The organism is Streptomyces sp. NPDC052036 (genome assembly GCF_040680495.1).
Classification (GTDB): Bacteria; Actinomycetota; Actinomycetes; order Streptomycetales; family Streptomycetaceae; genus Streptomyces.
Map to the genome: position 1 here is coordinate 97765 of NZ_JBFAWW010000020.1, position 14671 is coordinate 112435.

The 14671-nt window shown below is 71.9% G+C and carries 13 protein-coding genes and 1 pseudogene; 8 read left to right on the forward strand and 6 right to left on the reverse strand.

Annotated features, from left to right (window positions below):
• Positions 1-57 precede the first annotated feature (57 nt).
• Complete coding sequence (locus tag AB0L95_RS25975; RefSeq protein ID WP_365165067.1) at positions 58-1584, reverse strand: DUF4331 domain-containing protein; 1527 nt, start codon at positions 1582-1584, stop codon at positions 58-60.
• Between the two features lie 203 nt (positions 1585-1787).
• Between AB0L95_RS25975 and AB0L95_RS25980 the strand changes: the two are divergent.
• From AB0L95_RS25980 to AB0L95_RS25990, 3 genes and pseudogenes are all read left to right on the forward strand, one after another.
• Positions 1788-2333: pseudogene (locus AB0L95_RS25980) on the forward strand (sigma-70 family RNA polymerase sigma factor); the annotation flags it as partial.
• Positions 2330-3160, forward strand: a complete 831-nt coding sequence (locus AB0L95_RS25985; RefSeq protein ID WP_365165070.1) for an anti-sigma factor — start codon at positions 2330-2332, stop codon at positions 3158-3160. The pseudogene AB0L95_RS25980 and the gene AB0L95_RS25985, both read left to right, overlap by 4 nt.
• A 115-nt stretch (positions 3161-3275) precedes the next feature.
• Positions 3276-3545, forward strand: coding sequence for a hypothetical protein (locus tag AB0L95_RS25990; RefSeq protein WP_365165072.1), 270 nt, complete (start codon positions 3276-3278; stop codon positions 3543-3545).
• Positions 3546-3600: 55 nt separating this feature from the next.
• Here AB0L95_RS25990 and AB0L95_RS25995 read toward each other — a convergent pair whose 3' ends face one another.
• From AB0L95_RS25995 to hmgA, 4 genes are all read right to left on the reverse strand, one after another.
• Entirely contained in the window at positions 3601-4797 is a 1197-nt protein-coding gene (locus AB0L95_RS25995; RefSeq protein ID WP_365165074.1) for a CaiB/BaiF CoA-transferase family protein, read from the reverse strand.
• 104 nt (positions 4798-4901) lie between these two features.
• Complete coding sequence (locus AB0L95_RS26000; RefSeq protein WP_365165076.1) at positions 4902-6071, reverse strand: type ISP restriction/modification enzyme; 1170 nt, start codon at positions 6069-6071, stop codon at positions 4902-4904.
• 12 nt (positions 6072-6083) lie between these two features.
• A complete protein-coding gene (locus tag AB0L95_RS26005) occupies positions 6084-6833 on the reverse strand; it encodes a GntR family transcriptional regulator (RefSeq protein WP_365165078.1) in 750 nt (249 codons plus the stop codon).
• 26 nt (positions 6834-6859) lie between these two features.
• Entirely contained in the window at positions 6860-8200 is a 1341-nt protein-coding gene (gene hmgA, locus AB0L95_RS26010; RefSeq protein WP_365165080.1) for a homogentisate 1,2-dioxygenase, read from the reverse strand.
• Between the two features lie 163 nt (positions 8201-8363).
• Here hmgA and AB0L95_RS26015 point away from each other — a divergent pair, with 163 nt between their 5' ends.
• Complete coding sequence (locus tag AB0L95_RS26015; protein ID WP_365165082.1) at positions 8364-8888, forward strand: hypothetical protein; 525 nt, start codon at positions 8364-8366, stop codon at positions 8886-8888.
• Between the two features lie 110 nt (positions 8889-8998).
• Here the strand turns inward: AB0L95_RS26015 and AB0L95_RS26020 are convergent, their stop codons facing one another.
• Positions 8999-9430: a nuclear transport factor 2 family protein gene (locus AB0L95_RS26020; RefSeq protein ID WP_365165085.1), complete on the reverse strand. Its 432-nt coding sequence runs from the start codon at positions 9428-9430 to the stop codon at positions 8999-9001.
• A gap of 105 nt (positions 9431-9535) precedes the next feature.
• Between AB0L95_RS26020 and AB0L95_RS26025 the strand changes: the two genes are divergently transcribed.
• From AB0L95_RS26025 to AB0L95_RS26040, 4 genes are all read left to right on the forward strand, one after another.
• A complete protein-coding gene (locus AB0L95_RS26025) occupies positions 9536-10087 on the forward strand; it encodes a PadR family transcriptional regulator (RefSeq protein WP_365165088.1) in 552 nt (183 codons plus the stop codon).
• Between the two features lie 99 nt (positions 10088-10186).
• The gene (locus AB0L95_RS26030) at positions 10187-10807 is read left to right on the forward strand and encodes a TetR/AcrR family transcriptional regulator (protein WP_365165091.1); all 621 of its coding nucleotides are present in this window, start codon (positions 10187-10189) and stop codon (positions 10805-10807) included.
• Between the two features lie 101 nt (positions 10808-10908).
• Positions 10909-13224 (forward strand): molybdopterin oxidoreductase family protein, encoded by a 2316-nt coding sequence (locus AB0L95_RS26035; RefSeq protein ID WP_365165094.1) that lies wholly within the window; start codon positions 10909-10911, stop codon positions 13222-13224.
• A gap of 46 nt (positions 13225-13270) precedes the next feature.
• Positions 13271-14668 carry an aldehyde dehydrogenase family protein gene (locus tag AB0L95_RS26040; protein WP_365165096.1) on the forward strand — a complete coding sequence of 466 codons (1398 nt, stop codon included), beginning with the start codon at positions 13271-13273 and terminating at the stop codon, positions 14666-14668.
• Positions 14669-14671 lie beyond the last annotated feature (3 nt).

Genomic DNA, 14671 nt, shown 5'->3' on the forward strand with positions numbered 1-14671 from the left:
ACGGGCCGCGCCGGTCAGGGGGACGGGACCGGGGACCGGTCCCGTGGGCGGGGCGGCTCAGTACGCCCGGTAGCGGGACCGGCGGCGCCACCACATCACCGCGCTGCCGACCAGCAGGACGCCCGCCACACCCGCGGCCGCGGAGGACGCGATCAGGGCGGTGTCCGGGCCGTCGGAACCGGTCGCCATCAGACCGTCACCCAGCTGGTTGCGCACGTTGTTGCCGGTGCCCTTGGCCACCGGACCGCGCGAGCCCGAGGTCGGGTCGGCGAGATACGGGAAGGAGTGCCCGAACTTCTGGTCGTTGGCGTCGACCGAGTCGCCCAGGTCGTTCTTGGAACCGACCAGTTCGCCCTCCACCACCTGGAGCGCCTCGTCGATCACGTCGTCGGTGAGCCGGCGCCCGTTGGGGAAGCCCGCGTTGTCACCGTCCAGCACACCGAGCCGCTTCGGGTAGGCGGTCGGCTTGATCGAGGTGTTGAGCCGCAGCTGCTCCGACGGCTTGACGTACGGCGGCTGGTTGAGGCCCTTCACGCCCTTCAGGAACACGTCCACCAGGTCGTTGCGCGGCTCGGACGGCGCCTTGATCTTGTAGATCGACTCGATGAGCTTCGGCAGCTCCGGGTTGGTCACGTTCTTCAGGAACTGCGCGTCGTACGCGGGCGAGGACGCGTTGAACTTGTCCTTGTCCTTCTGCGGGTTGACGACCTCGTTCACCAACGGGTTGCCCAGACGCGAGACCTGCGACCAGTAGCCCCGGGCGTCCTTGCGCTGGACCGTCGACCAGATGCCGACGATCGGCTGGTGCGCCGACTCGCGGATGTAGTCGTTCGGCACCTGGATCGCGAGGGAGTTGACGTTGTAGCCCTTGAGGGTGTCGTTGCCGACCTCGGAGAGGTTGCCGCCGTACAGCAGGTCGAAGACGCGCAGGTCCGCGAAGAAGGGGTCGTCCGCCTGGCCGGCGAACGCCGTGGCGTCGCCCGCGAGCTTGTAGACCGCCTGGTTGCGCAGCTTGTCGTAGTTCGGCATCGACGCCTTGCCGACGTTCGACGGGGCGACCGGCACGTTGTCCGCGATCCTCGTCTTCGAGACGAGCTTCTCCTTGTGCAGCTTGATCAGGTCGATGTTGTACGTCTGCGTGACGTTGAGGTCGGGGTCGTCCAGGCTGTCGACCTGACCCGTGTTGTAGAGGAACGTGTTCTTGTTCTTGACGTGCGTCTTGAACGTGTAGCGGAAGATCAGGTCGCTCTGCGCGTCACCGTCGTTGTCGACGTGGATGTCGTACTGCGCGTCGTCCGCGAACGTGTAGAAGTTCGGGCCGCCCGCCGGTTCCTCGAACGGGATGAAGTTCGCGATGACCGTCGTCGTGTCCGGCTTGTCGGGGCTCACGAACGCGTACAGGTCGGTGTTGTCGAACTGCGGCTGCCCCGAGATGAGCGGAGCCTCCCGGTGGGAGGAGGCGGAGGCCGCCCCCGGTTCCAGCGCGGCCACACCGGCGGCTGCGAGCCCGCCGGCGGCCAGCGCACCGGAGATGAGGGTCGCGATACTCCTGCGCCCCGCGCCGTTCCTGGAGATAGGTGTCATGCCGTCCGTCCTCAGTGCCAACTTGCCTGACGCACCGGGATTCGGAGCGGCCCGCGAGGCGGATTGGTGGATCTCGAAAAATCTTTTTGTGCCTGCTCGACCCGCGTTTTCGGCCTGCTGATCCGTATCCCATCCGAAGCGGTGGACGCAGCGCGTGCCACAGTCGGGCGAGCAGGCCGTACGCGGCGGCGGAGAGGGCGGTACGAGTGGAGGCGGACGAGCTTCTGGTCCTTGTGGCCGGAGGTGACCAGAAGGCCTTCGAGGAGCTGTACGGGCTGGTGTCCGGGCCGGTGTTCGGTCTGGTGCGCAGGGTCGTACGGGACCCGGCGCAGTCGGAGGAGGTGTCCCAGGAGGTGCTGCTCGAACTGTGGCGCTCCGCACCCCGGTTCGACCCCGGCCGCGGCAGCGCCCTGTCGTGGATCCTCACCCTGGCCCACCGCCGTGCCGTCGACCGGGTGCGCAGCGTCCGCGCCGCCGGCGAACGCGAGCAGCGCGAGGCCCAACGCGCCCACCACCCCGCCTTCGACCATGTCGCCGAGGAGGTGGAGGCCGGTCTGGAGCGGGAGTGGGTGCGCCGCTGTCTGGACCGCCTCACCGCTCTGCAGCGTCAGTCCGTCACACTCGCCTACTACGACGGTTACACGTACCGTGAGGTGGCCGAGCGGCTGTCGCTGCCGCTCGGCACGGTCAAGACGCGGATGCGCGACGGACTCACCCGGCTGCGCCAATGCCTGGGAGGAGTCGCATGAGTTTCTTCGACCGCCTGCTGCGCCGCGAGGACCTGCACTCCCTGGCGGCGCCCTACGCCCTCGACGCGCTGGAGCCCGCCGAGCGCGTGCGCTTCGAGAAGCACCTCGCGGGCTGCGAGCGCTGCGCCGCCGAGGTGCGGGCCCTGTCCGAGGACGCCGTGCGCCTCGCCTGGTCCACGAACGCGCTGGCGCCGCCCGGCCTGCGCGGCCGCGTGCTGACCGCCGTGCGCACCATCCCTCAGGACCCCGCGCCCGCACCCGCGTACGACGCGATCAGGTCCCGCGCCCGGCATCTGCCGCCGCACGTCTGGGGAGCCGCCCCGCCGCCCGAACGCGCCCGTGCGCCCCGGATGCGCCCTCTCTTCGCCCCGCTCGCCACCGCCACGGCCGCGGCGGCCCTCGTCGTCGCCGCGCTGTTCGCGGTACAGGCGACGCAGACGCAGGGCACCCTCGATGCCGAGCGTGCGCAGGCGCGTGAGATCGCCCACGTTCTCGCCGCGCCCGACGCACGGGCGACCAACGACCGGGACGCCAAGGGCCGAGGAATCGGAGTAATCGCATCCGCATCCGAGGGGCGCGCCGTCGTCACCCTCAGCGGACTCGATGCGCCACCGAGCGGGCGTGTGCATCAGCTCTGGCTCATGCGCCCCAACGTGCAACCGCGCTCCCTCGGGCTGTTCCATGGCGACACACCCCTGATCGCGCGCGGTCTGAGCAAGGCGGCGACGTCACTCGCCGTGACCGTGGAACCCGACGGGGGCTCACCGCAGCCCACCAGCCAGCCAGTTGTCCAACTCGCCCTGCAATCCGTCGGATTCGGAGAGTAGCTGTCAACCTCCTTACAGAGAAGGTGAATCCTGCGCCCGTGATACACGCGTGCCCCGAGGGGGCGATAGGGTTAGCCTGCCCGGGCCGGGTGGACTCGTACGGGTGGGGAGTGACATGGAACAGATAACAGTGCGCAGCAGGGCGAGGGTCCCTGCGATCACCTGCGGGAGCAGTGCGACCAGCGCGCGCCTCGATCGCCATCTCTCGGTACTGGCAGGCCCTGCCGTGCCACAGCGTGAGACGGCCGAGGCGACGTCCCTGATGCGCGAGCTGACCGCACGTGGCCCCGCGCACGAGCGCAGCGGAAGGGTTGCGCGCGTGAGCAAGGTCTCGCTCTTCGCGCCGCTGCGCCGCCTGCGTCGTACGCTGTTCGGCGGGCGCTGAGCGCCACCGGCGTTCCTCATGGCGCCCGCGACGCGGGCGCTCGCAAGGCCCGCGCTCAGGCCGCCACACCGTCCCGGCGCAACGCTGCGATCTCGTCGTCCATCATCCCCACGGCACGCAGCAGCGCCTCGGTGTGCTCCCCGAGCGCGGGCACGTCCCCCATCCGTGCCTCGTTCCCGCCCGGCAGCGTGATCGGCGGCAGCAGTGCCCTGAGCGTCCCCACCTCAGTCCCCACCTCCCGCCACCGGTCCCGGGCCGCCAGCTGCGGATGCGCGGCCAGCTCCCGCAGATCCCTCAGACGCGCGCACGCGATGCCCGCCCGCTCCAGCCGGGACATCGCCTCGTCGGCGTCCAGCGCGCCCAGCGCCTTCGCGACGAGCGCGTCCGTGCGTTCCCGACGGGCGACCCGCGCCGCGTTCGTGGCGTACGCGGGGTCGTCCCCCAGCTCCGGCTGCCCGAGCACCTGCTCGGCGAGGCGCCGCCACTCCCGGTCGTTCTGCACGGACAGCAGCACACGGCCGCCGTCCGCCGTCGGATAAGCGTCGTAGGGGGCGATGACGGCGTGCGCCAGACCTGTGCGCGCCGGTGGCGTGCCGTCATGCATCGTGTGGTGCAGCGGATGGCCCATCCACTCCGCCAGCGCCTCCAGCATGGAGATCTCCACCGGGCCCCCGCGCCCGGTCGTGCCGCGTCGGACGAGCGCCGCGAGCACCCCGGAGAACGCGTACATGGCCGCCGCGATGTCGGCCGCCGGGATGCCGGCCTTGACGGGCTGCCCGGGCGTCCCGGTCACGGACACCAGCCCCGCCTCGCACTGCACGAGCATGTCGTACGCCCGCTTGTCCGCGTACGGTCCGGACGCCCCGTAGCCCGAGATGTCCACGGCCACCAGCCGCGGGTGCGCCGCGCACAGGGTGGCCGCGTCCAGGCCGAGGCGGGCCGCGGCCCCCTGGGCCAGGTTCTGCACGAACACGTCCGCGTCCGCGATCAGCCGCCGTACGACGGCCAGGCCCCTCGGATCCTTCAGATCCAGGGCGATCGACTCCTTGCCGCGGTTGCACCACACGAAGTGCGAGGCCAGACCGCGGGCGGCGGTGTCGTAGCCGCGCGCGAAGTCGCCGCCGTCGATCCGCTCGACCTTGATCACCCGGGCGCCGAGATCGGCGAGCTGACGGGTGGCGAAGGGGGCCGAGACGGCCTGTTCGACGGCGACGACGGTGAGGCCCTCCAGGGGCAGCGGAAGACGGTCCATGGGCGGGATCATGACCCGCGGAGGGCGGCGTTGTCAGCAGGCTGTCACCGGGGTCACCCGCCTCGTCGAGCCGGCGGGCCGACGGCGAACCCAGCCGTCGGCGCCTAGAGCAGCGCGAACTGCCCCTCCGGGCCCTCCTCGTGGTGGTCGAGCACGGAGGCGGGGAGGCGGGCCGCGTCCGGGACCGGCAGGACTCCCGCCTCGCGCAGGTCTCCGGCCGTGACGGGATCACCGGGCGTCAATTCCTCTTGTGCCGGGCCCAGTTCCGCGAGCAGCGCCAGCACCGTGATCAGTTCCAGCAGCTCCGACGTCCAGGTCTGCGACCAGGTCGCGGGGCGGATCGCCGTCAGCATGCCGGGCTGTCCCCGCTCGGTGCGGGCCGTGAACCACTGTTCCAGGACCCGGACCCCGCCCGCCTCGAACTCCCAGGCCTGCCGCGGCACCGGGGAGACACGGCCCTCGTCGAGGTGGAGGGTCTCCTCGTCGGGGTCGTAGCGCAGGGTCAGAGGCCGGGAGGGCAGCGGGGCGCGGACGTACGGGCGGCGGCCGCCCGGCAGCTTGGGGCGCTCGCCGTCGCGCCGCATCAGCCACAGCGCGCGCCGGCCCAGCTCCACGCCACGGGAGAAGTGCTCGGGGCTCGCGGTGAGCGGGACGGCGAGTCCGTCCGGGCCGGGGCGTGCCGTCGCCATGATCCAGGCGAGGACGTCCGTCGGGGCGGGCCTCGTGCCCAGCCGGCCGTGCAGATGCTCCAGCAGGCCGGGCGCCAGATTGGGTTCCGTGCCGCCGGGGCGGCGGTACAGCGGGCGGATGCGGCCGGGGCGCAGCAGCGGCAGCAGGGACGTCGCGAGCAGGGCGGGGCCGCCCGAGTCCGCCGCCGTCTCCACGACGAACACCTGGTGCTCGTCCGCGACTCGCCACAGCTCGGGCCGGGCGGTGTCGATGAGGCGGTGGTCGGGGATCAGCCACTGTTCGTCGAAGGGGGCCGACAGCACGCGGACCGGCTCCGGGCAGGGCCCGGCCGCGCGCGCCAGCTTCTCCGTGCCGCTGGACTGGCCCGGCAGCTGACCGACCGCCGAGTGCAGTGTGCGGGAGCGTGTCGGCTCCAGCAACGCCTCACGGTCGGGCCCCTCGGCCTTCACCAAGGCGTCCCACCGCGCCTTCAGACAGGCCGCGTCGGGCGCCGACGGCCAGGAACGGCCCGGCCGCACGGGTGCGACGGACCACGGCATGAGGTCCGCGAGCAGCGGAGCGTCGTCGTGCGTCACGCCGGGCATCGTACGACGTGCTCAGGTGGCCTCGAGGGTGACCGTGAAGGAGAAGCGGTCCCCCCGGTAGTGGATCACCGCCACGTCCAGGGCCCGACCGCAGGTGTCGTAGGTGACACCCGTGTAGTGCAGGATCGGGCTGAGCAGCGGGACGTTCAGCAACTGTGCGGTCTCCGGGTCCGCGAGCCGCGCCTCGACCGTGTCCGTGATGCGGCTGATGTCCGCGCCGACCACGTCCCGCAGCACCTTGGTCATGGGCCAGCGCAGCAGATCCTCGCGGTCGATGCGGTCCGCCAGCTCCGGACGGACGTAGTTGCGCGCGTGGTTGGTGGGTTCGCCCGTCTTCTCGTCGCTGCGCAGCCGGTGATACGTCGCCACCTCGCGAAGACCCGGGAAGTGCTCGGCCAGTTCGGTGGGCACCGGCCCCGTGCCCCGGTCCAGCAGCTCGGTCGTCATACCGGACTGCTGGGCCACGATCGCGTCCACCGAGCCCAGCAGACGCACCGGGGTGCCCCTCCTGGCGCTGGGCTCGATGAACGTGCCGCGCCGGCGGTGGCGGCTGATCAGGCCCTCGTCCTCCAGCTCCTTCAGCGCCTGCCGCATGGTCAGCACGCTCACTCCGTAGTGCCCGGCCAACTGCTCCTCGGTGGGCAGGCGCAGCGGGTCCTGGGGCGAGCGACCGAGTATCGAGGCGCGCAGCGACTGCGACACCTGGTACCAGAGCGGCAGCTTGCGGTTCAGAACGATCGAGTCGGGGGCAAAGGAGGTCACGGGCTATCCGTACCGGTCGACGGCGCTCAGTGCAACGGGCGGTAGTGACGTTCGAGGCCCCGCCACACTTGGTCGTACCCGTGTTGCAGGTGATCGGCGCGGGCCGCGTGCGCTGTCAGGGTCACCGGCCAGCGGGTCTCGAACATGAACGCCAGCCCGTCGTCGATCTTGTGCGGCCGCAGCTCGGCCGTGCTCGCCTTCTCGAACGTCTCCCGGTCCGGACCGTGCGCCGACATCATGTTGTGCAGCGAGCCCCCGCCCGGTACGAAACCCTCCGCCTTGGCGTCGTAGGCCCCCTCGATGAGCCCCATGTACTCGCTCATCACGTTCCGGTGGAAGTAGGGCGGCCGGAAGGTGTCCTCACCCACCAGCCAGCGCGGCGCGAAGACCACGAAGTCGACGCCCGCCAGTCCGGGGGTGTCGCTCGGCGAGGTCAGCACCGTGAAGACGGACGGGTCGGGGTGGTCGTAGCTGATGGTGCCGATCACATTGAAGCGGCGCAGGTCGTAGACGTAGGGCACATGGTTTCCGTGCCAGGCGACGACATCCAGCGGCGAGTGGTCGTAGACGGCCGACCAGAGGTTGCCGCAGAACTTGTTCACCACCTCCACCGGCCCCTCCACGTCCTCGTACGCCGCGACCGGCGCCCGGAAGTCACGGGCGTTCGCCAGGCCGTTGGCGCCGATCGGGCCGAGGTCGGGCAGCCGGAAGGGGGCGCCGTAGTTCTCGCAGACATAGCCACGGGCCGTCGGGCGCTCACCGCCGTCGGAGCCGGTGTCGAGCAGCTCCACTCGGAAGCGGACGCCCCGCGGGATGAGCGCCACCTCGGCGGGCTCCACATGCAGCATCCCGAACTCGGTGTGCAGCAGCAGTCCGCCGCGCTCCGGCACGATCAGCAGTTCGCCGTCCGCGTCGCTGAAGACCCGGTCCATGGAGGCGTTGGCGTGATAGAGGTGCACGGCCATGCCGGTGCGCTGGGTGGCGTCGCCGTTGCCGCCGAGGGTCCACAGCCCGGCGAGGAAGTCCGTGCCCGCCGCCGGCTCGGGCAGCGGGTTCCAGCGCAGCCGGTTGGGGTCGGGCACCGCCTCCGTGAAGGGCGCCGAGCGCAGCGTGCCGTTGTCGGCGCGGGTGAACGCCGGATGGGCCGCCGAGGGGCGGATGCGATACAGCCACGAGCGGCGGTTGTGCGCCCTCGGCTCGGTGAACGCCGTCCCGCTCAACTGCTCCGCGTACAGCCCGAGCGGGGCGCGCTGCGGGGAGTTGCGGCCTTCGGGCAGGGCGCCCGGAACCGCCTCCGAGCTGTGCTCGTTGCCGAAACCGGAGAGATACGCCAGCCCCTCCGCGGTCTTCCTCGCGTCCCCGTTCATCACTGCTCCCTCGTCACTGATTCCTATGCATCACCGTAGGATTCGTGGGTCGGGCGCGCAAGGGGGAGCGGGATTCGAGAGGGGCGCGCGGCACTTCCGGGGGACACCGGAACCAGCCTCCAGGGGGATCCGGCCGCCGCGGGACTGTCCTACGCTCGCCGGCATGGCGTTCAGGCGCGGACTGCTCGCCGCGCTCGCGGCGGGTGCTCTGATCGGCGGCTCCGCCGGCTGCGGCGCGGAGGACGTCCACGAGGGGAAGGGCGGGGCGAGGGTCTCGCCGGCGGGCACGGTGCTGACGGATACGGACGAGCAGGGGCGGCACTACCGTGACGTCGACCCGAAGGGTGCGCCCCGGGTGGCCGTCGAGGTCCGGCCGGACTCCGGGGGTGGCCGGGACATACAGCTGACCGTCCGCCACTTCCGTTTCTCGGCGGCCGAGGTGCGCCCGGTGGCCGTGGCCGGTCGCGGCCTCGCCCGGCTCTCTCTGGACGGCCGCTCTCTGACCTGGCTGCGCGTCACCGCCTACCGCCTCCCCGCCGCCCTGGTCCCGCGGGGCACACACCGCGTCAGGGCCCGGCTCTACGCGGACGACCGGACCCTGTGGTCGGTGCACGGCCGGCCGGTGGAGGGCGCGGCCGCCCTCACGTCCTCGGGGACGGAACGGACGCCGGGCCCCGGGTGCACGTAGGCCCGAAGGGCGCGGGTGCCGCCTGTGCACGGGGTGATCGGGGGAGCGGCGGTTTCCCGGAGTCGGCCGAGGCTCCTCGCGGGGCCCCCGGCGACGGGCGGGGTGTGTGTCTACCGACCGGAGGGCGCCGGCGCGAGTCCGTCCTCGGCCAGGCCGCCGAGGACCGCCTCGCCGAGGGCGTGGACGGCGGACTGGGGGCGGACCATGACCGTGAACTCCTTGATCCGGCCGTCGTCGTCGAAGTGCAGCAGATCTATCCCGTGGATCTCCTTGCCGCCCGCCGTGGCGCGGAAGAGCAGCACCTCCGACGGGGCGGACGTGCCGTCGCTGCTGGTCTGCGCGGTACCGGTGTACCGGCCGATGTAACGGAAGTCCTCGAACGTGCGCAGCAGGACCCCGAAGAGGCCCAGCACCATCGGTTTGCCCTCGAAGGGGGCGAACTTGACGGGGCTGTAGAGGCGGATGTCCTCCGTGAACAGGTCGTCCAGGGCCGCGAGGTCCCGGTTGTCGACGGCGGCACGGAATCGGTCGGCAGCGTTCATGGCGCGCTCCCCTTCCATAGTCATGGATGTGATTAGTCATTTTCATGACTATCATGGACGGACGTCCGGCGACAGAGGTGTGAGAGGTGTGAGGGAGGCGATCCGATGGCGCTACGGCACGCCGTGCTGGCGGCGCTGCTCGACGGGGAGCTCAGCGGATACCAGCTGACCAAGGCGTTCGACCTCGGTGTGGCGAACTTCTGGCACGCCCAGCCGCAGCAGCTCTACGCCGAGCTGACCCGCCTGGAGAAGGACGGGCTCATCGCGGGCCGGGCGGTGGTCCAGGAGACCCGCCCCACCAAGCGCCTGTTCCGGGTGACCGATGCCGGGCTGGCGGAGCTGGAGGAGTTCACGGCCGCATCCGCGAAGCCCTCCTTCATCCGTGACGACCTGCTCGTCAAGGTCCAGGCCGCCGACCACGTCGACACCGAGACCCTGATCGCCCAGCTCATCGAGCGTGCCGCCTTCGCCCAGGACAAGATCGACCTCTTCGGCAAGCTGCTCCGTACCATGCGCGGTGAGCGTACGGAGGATGAGTTCCTGCGCCACGGCCACCGCATCGGCCCCTACCTGACGTGCCTGCGCGGCCTCGCCTTCGAACAGGGCAACCGCGACTGGTGCGAGCGCATCGTCACCGTCCTGCGGGAGAGGCGGTAGGCCCGGCCCGCAGCGGCCTCCCCGGCGCCGGATGAGTGCTGGTGCCATCCAACTCCGTACAAACGGGCGAGGTTCACCGGACCCCGGCGGAGAGGCATCATGAAGCCCGTGCCCCACGCGACATCGCTGCGCCGCGCGCCCGTCCAGCGCCGTAGCGCGGAACGACTGACCAGAATCCTCGACGCATGTGCCGACCTGCTCGACGAGGCCGGCTACGACGCCCTGAGCACCCGGGCCGTGGCCCTGCGCGCGGGCGTGCCCATCGGCTCCGTGTACCGCTTCTTCGGCAACAAGCGGGCGATGGCCGACGCCCTGGCCGAACGGAACCTGGAGCGCTACACCGAGCGCGTCACCCGCCGCCTCGCGGAGGCGGAGGGCGAGAGGGGCTGGCGCGCGGCCATGGACGCGGTGCTCGACGAGTACCTGGACATGAAGCGCACGGCGCCCGGCTTCTCCCTCGTCGACTTCGGCAACCAGATCCCGGTCGGCGCCCGATACGCCGAACCCAACCACCGCGTCGCCGACCGCCTTTCGGACCTGCTGTCGGCGTACATCGACCGCGAACCGGACGAAGACCTGCGGCGGATGTTCCTGGTCGCGGTGGAAACGGCCGACACCCTGGTCCATCTCGCCTTCCGGACGGACCCCGCGGGCGACGAGCGGATCATCGCCGAGGCACGCACGCTCCTGCGGGCCTATCTGGAGCGGGCCCTCGACTGAGAGCCGGAGGGGACGCGCACCGCGCCCCCTCCCCTCCGTTCATACCGGTCGGTATGCTCGGCTCGTTCGTGCGTCACCGCCGCCACCCTCCGGGAGGACCCGTGCCCCGCACCGCTCTGCGTATCTGTCCCCTCTGCGAGGCCACCTGCGGGCTGACGCTCACGATCGACGGCACCCGGGTCACCGGCGCCCGCGGTGACCGGGACGACGTGTTCAGCAGGGGCTTCATCTGCCCGAAGGGCGCCTCCTTCGGGGCCGCCGACGCCGACCCCGACCGGCTGCGCACGCCGCTCGTGCGCCGGGACGGAGCACTGCGCGAGGCCACCTGGGAGGAGGCGTTCGACGCCGTCGCCGCCGGGCTGCGGCCGGTCGTCGAGCAGTACGGGCCGCACGCCGTCGGCGTCGTCCTCGGCAACCCCAATGTGCACACCGTGGCCGGCGGCCTCTATCCGCCCCTGTTGCTCGCCGGTCTGCGCACCCACAGCTTCTTCTCGGCCTCCACCCTCGACCAGATGCCCAAGCACGTCTCCAGCGGACTGCTGTACGGCGACGCCGGCGCCATCCCCGTGCCCGACCTCGACCGCACCGATCATCTGCTGCTCATCGGCGCCAACCCCCTGGAGTCCAACGGAAGTCTGTGCACCGCCCCCGACTTCCCCGGCAGGCTCAGGGCGCTCAAGGCCCGCGGCGGCACCCTCACCGTGATCGACCCGCGTCGCACCCGTACCGCCCGCCTCGCCGACCGCCATGTGGCCGTCCGCCCGGGCGCCGACGCCCTGCTGCTCGCGGCGATGACCCAGGTCCTCTTCGAGGAGGACCTCGTCGGCCTCGGGCATCTCGCCCCGCACGTCCAGGGTGTCGAGGACCTGGCCGCCGCCCTCCGGGACTTCACTCCTGAGGCCGTCGCCGCGGCGTGCGATGTCGAGGCCGACGTCATCCGGACCCTCGCCCGGGAGCTGGCCGCCGCCCCCACCGCTGCCGTCTACGGACGCATCGGCAGCTGCACCGTGCCGCACGGCACCCTCGCCAGCTGGCTGGTCGACGTGCTCAACATCCTCACCGGCAACCTGGACCGGCCGGGCGGCGCGCTCTTCCCGCTCTCGGCCACCGACAAGACCCCCCGCCCCGCCGGGCCCGGCCGCGGCTTCGCGCTCGGCCGCTGGCACTCGCGGGTGAACCGGCACCCCGAGGCAAAGGGTGAACTGCCCATCTCCGCGCTGGCGGAGGAGATCGACACCGTCACCGACGAGGGCAGCCCGATCCGTGCCGTCATCGCGGTCGCGGCCAACCCCGTGCTCTCAGCCCCGGACGGCGACCGCCTCGACAAGGCGCTCGGCACGCTCGACTTCATGGTCAGCGTCGACCCGTATCTCAACGAGACCTCGCGCCACGCGCATGTCGTGCTGCCGCCGCCCCCGCCCTCCCAGGCGCCGCACTTCGACTTCGCCTTCAACGCCCTCGCCGTACGCAACCAGGTCCGCTACACCCCCGCCGCCGTCCCCCTGGAGCCCGGCCGTATGCCGGAGACCGAGATCCTCGCCCGGCTGGTCCTCGCCGCCACGGATTGGGGTCTCCCCTGCTCGAGCGAAGCCGAGAGCTTGGGGAAGTACGGCGCGGCGGCCGCCGTCGACACCATGGTCATCGACCAGACTCTCGGCAAGGCGGTCACCGAAGCACACTCGCCCGTCCACGGCCGCGACCCGCGCGAACTGGCCGCGCAGCTCACCGGGGACAACGGCGCCGAGCGGCGACTGGACATGATGCTGCGTCTCGGCCCCTACGGCGACGGGTTCGGCTCCCGGCCCGACGGGCTCACCCTGGAGAAGCTGCTCGCCCATCCGCACGGCATCGACCTCGGCCCGCTCACGTCCCGACTGCCGCAGCCGCTGAAGACCGTGAGCGGCAAGGTCGAACTGCTGCCGGGGCCCATCGCGGGCGACCTGCCGCGCCTGAGGCAGGCCCTCGGCGAGCGCGCCGCCGGGCTGGTGCTCGTCGGGCGTCGCCATCTGCGGTCCAACAACAGCTGGCTGCACAACGTGCCCGCGCTGACGGGCGGTTCCAACCGCTGCACCCTGCAGGTCCACCCCGAGGACGCGGAGCGGCTCGGCCTCGTCGACGGCGCGCCGGTACGGGTCCGGGGCGCCGGGGGAGCGGTGACCGCGCCCGTCGAGATCACCGACACCGTCCGGCGCGGGGTCGTGAGCCTCCCGCACGGCTGGGGACATGACCGGCCCGGCACCCGGATGAGCCACGCCGCCCTGGACCCCGGCGTCAACGTCAACCAGCTCCTCGACGGCAGCCTGCTCGACCCGCTGTCGGGCAACGCGGTGCTCAACGGGGTGCCCGTCGACCTTCTGCCGCTCGACACGCCGGACCGACCGGCCACGTCGGCGAAGGACCTGGCGCCGCAAAACTAACGTCGCTAGTTTGGGGCCCGTTCACGGCCCGCCCGGAAGGACGACGATGAAGGCACATGACGGCATGTACATCGACGGCGCCTGGCGCCCCGCCTTTGGCCGGGACACCATCGACGTCGTGAACCCGGCGGACGAGCAGGTCATCGGCCGGGTCCCGGCGGGCACCGCCGAGGACGTCGACGCCGCCGTACAGGCCGCACGGACCGCCCTCCCGGCGTGGGCCGCCACCCCGCCCGCCCGGCGGGCCGAGCGCCTCGGCTCGCTGCGGGACGTGCTTGCCGCCCGGCGGGAGGAGATCGCCGAGACCGTCACGGCCGAGCTGGGGTCGCCGCCGGAGTTCTCCCGGAACGTCCAGGCGGGTCTGCCGATCGCCGTGGCGGGCTCGTACGCCGAACTGGCCGCCGGACATGCCTTCGAGGAGAAGGTCGGCAACTCCGTCGTGTATCACGAGCCGGTCGGTGTCGTGGGCGCCATCACTCCCTGGAACTACCCGCTCCACCAGATCGTCGCCAAGGTCGCCCCGGCGCTCGCCGCGGGCTGCACCGTCGTCCTCAAGCCCGCCGAGGACACCCCGCTGACCGCTCAGCTCTTCGCGGAGGCGGTGCACGAGGCGGGCGTACCGGCCGGGGTGTTCCAGCTCGTCACCGGGCTCGGCCCGGTCGCGGGCCAGGCGCTCGCCGGACACGAGGGCGTCGACCTGGTCTCGTTCACCGGATCCACGGCGGTGGGCCGGCAGATCGGCGCGACCGCGGGCGCGGCCGTCAAGAAGGTCGCACTGGAACTGGGCGGCAAGTCGGCGAACGTCATCCTGCCGAGCGCGGACCTCGCCCGGGCGGTGAACGTCGGCGTCGCGAACGTGATGGCCAACTCCGGCCAGACATGCAGCGCCTGGACCCGGATGCTGGTGCACCGGGACCGGTACGAGGAGGCGGTCGCGCTGGCCGCCGCGGCCGCGGACAAGTACGGCGACCGCATCGGCCCGCTGGTGAGCGCCCGGCAGCAGGCGCGGGTGCGCGGTTACATCGACCAGGGCGTGGCTCAGGGCGCGCGCCTGGTCGCGGGCGGCCCGGACGCCCCCCGTGAGCGCGGCTACTACGTCCGGCCCACCGTCTTCGCCGACGTCACCCCGGAGATGACGATCGCCCAGGAGGAGATCTTCGGCCCGGTGCTGTCGATCCTGCGCTACGAGGACGAGGAGGACGCGCGGCGGATCGCCAACGGCACGATCTATGGGCTCGCCGGCGCCGTCTGGGCGGGCGACGACGCGGAGGCGGCCGCGTTCGCGCGCGGGCTGGAGACCGGTCAGATCGACATCAACGGGGGCCGCTTCAATCCCCGGGCCCCCTTCGGCGGTTACAAGCAGTCGGGAGTGGGCCGCGAGCTGGGTGCGCACGGGCTCGCCGAGTACCTCCAGACCAAGTCCCTGCAGTTCAAGGAAGGCTGAGCG

Bases quoted from the DNA above. Each gene is read 5' to 3' on its own strand.
- AB0L95_RS25975 (WP_365165067.1), bottom strand. From the start codon at position 1,584: ATGACACCTATCTCCAGGAACGGCGCGGGGCGCAGGAGTATCGCGACC.
- AB0L95_RS25985 (WP_365165070.1), top strand. From the start codon at position 2,330: ATGAGTTTCTTCGACCGCCTGCTGCGCCGCGAGGACCTGCACTCCCTG.
- AB0L95_RS25990 (WP_365165072.1), top strand. From the start codon at position 3,276: ATGGAACAGATAACAGTGCGCAGCAGGGCGAGGGTCCCTGCGATCACC.
- AB0L95_RS25995 (WP_365165074.1), bottom strand. From the start codon at position 4,797: ATGGACCGTCTTCCGCTGCCCCTGGAGGGCCTCACCGTCGTCGCCGTC.
- AB0L95_RS26000 (WP_365165076.1), bottom strand. From the start codon at position 6,071: ATGCCCGGCGTGACGCACGACGACGCTCCGCTGCTCGCGGACCTCATG.
- hmgA (WP_365165080.1), bottom strand. From the start codon at position 8,200: ATGAACGGGGACGCGAGGAAGACCGCGGAGGGGCTGGCGTATCTCTCC.
- AB0L95_RS26015 (WP_365165082.1), top strand. From the start codon at position 8,364: ATGGCGTTCAGGCGCGGACTGCTCGCCGCGCTCGCGGCGGGTGCTCTG.
- AB0L95_RS26020 (WP_365165085.1), bottom strand. From the start codon at position 9,430: ATGAACGCTGCCGACCGATTCCGTGCCGCCGTCGACAACCGGGACCTC.
- AB0L95_RS26025 (WP_365165088.1), top strand. From the start codon at position 9,536: ATGGCGCTACGGCACGCCGTGCTGGCGGCGCTGCTCGACGGGGAGCTC.
- AB0L95_RS26030 (WP_365165091.1), top strand. From the start codon at position 10,187: ATGAAGCCCGTGCCCCACGCGACATCGCTGCGCCGCGCGCCCGTCCAG.
- AB0L95_RS26040 (WP_365165096.1), top strand. From the start codon at position 13,271: ATGAAGGCACATGACGGCATGTACATCGACGGCGCCTGGCGCCCCGCC.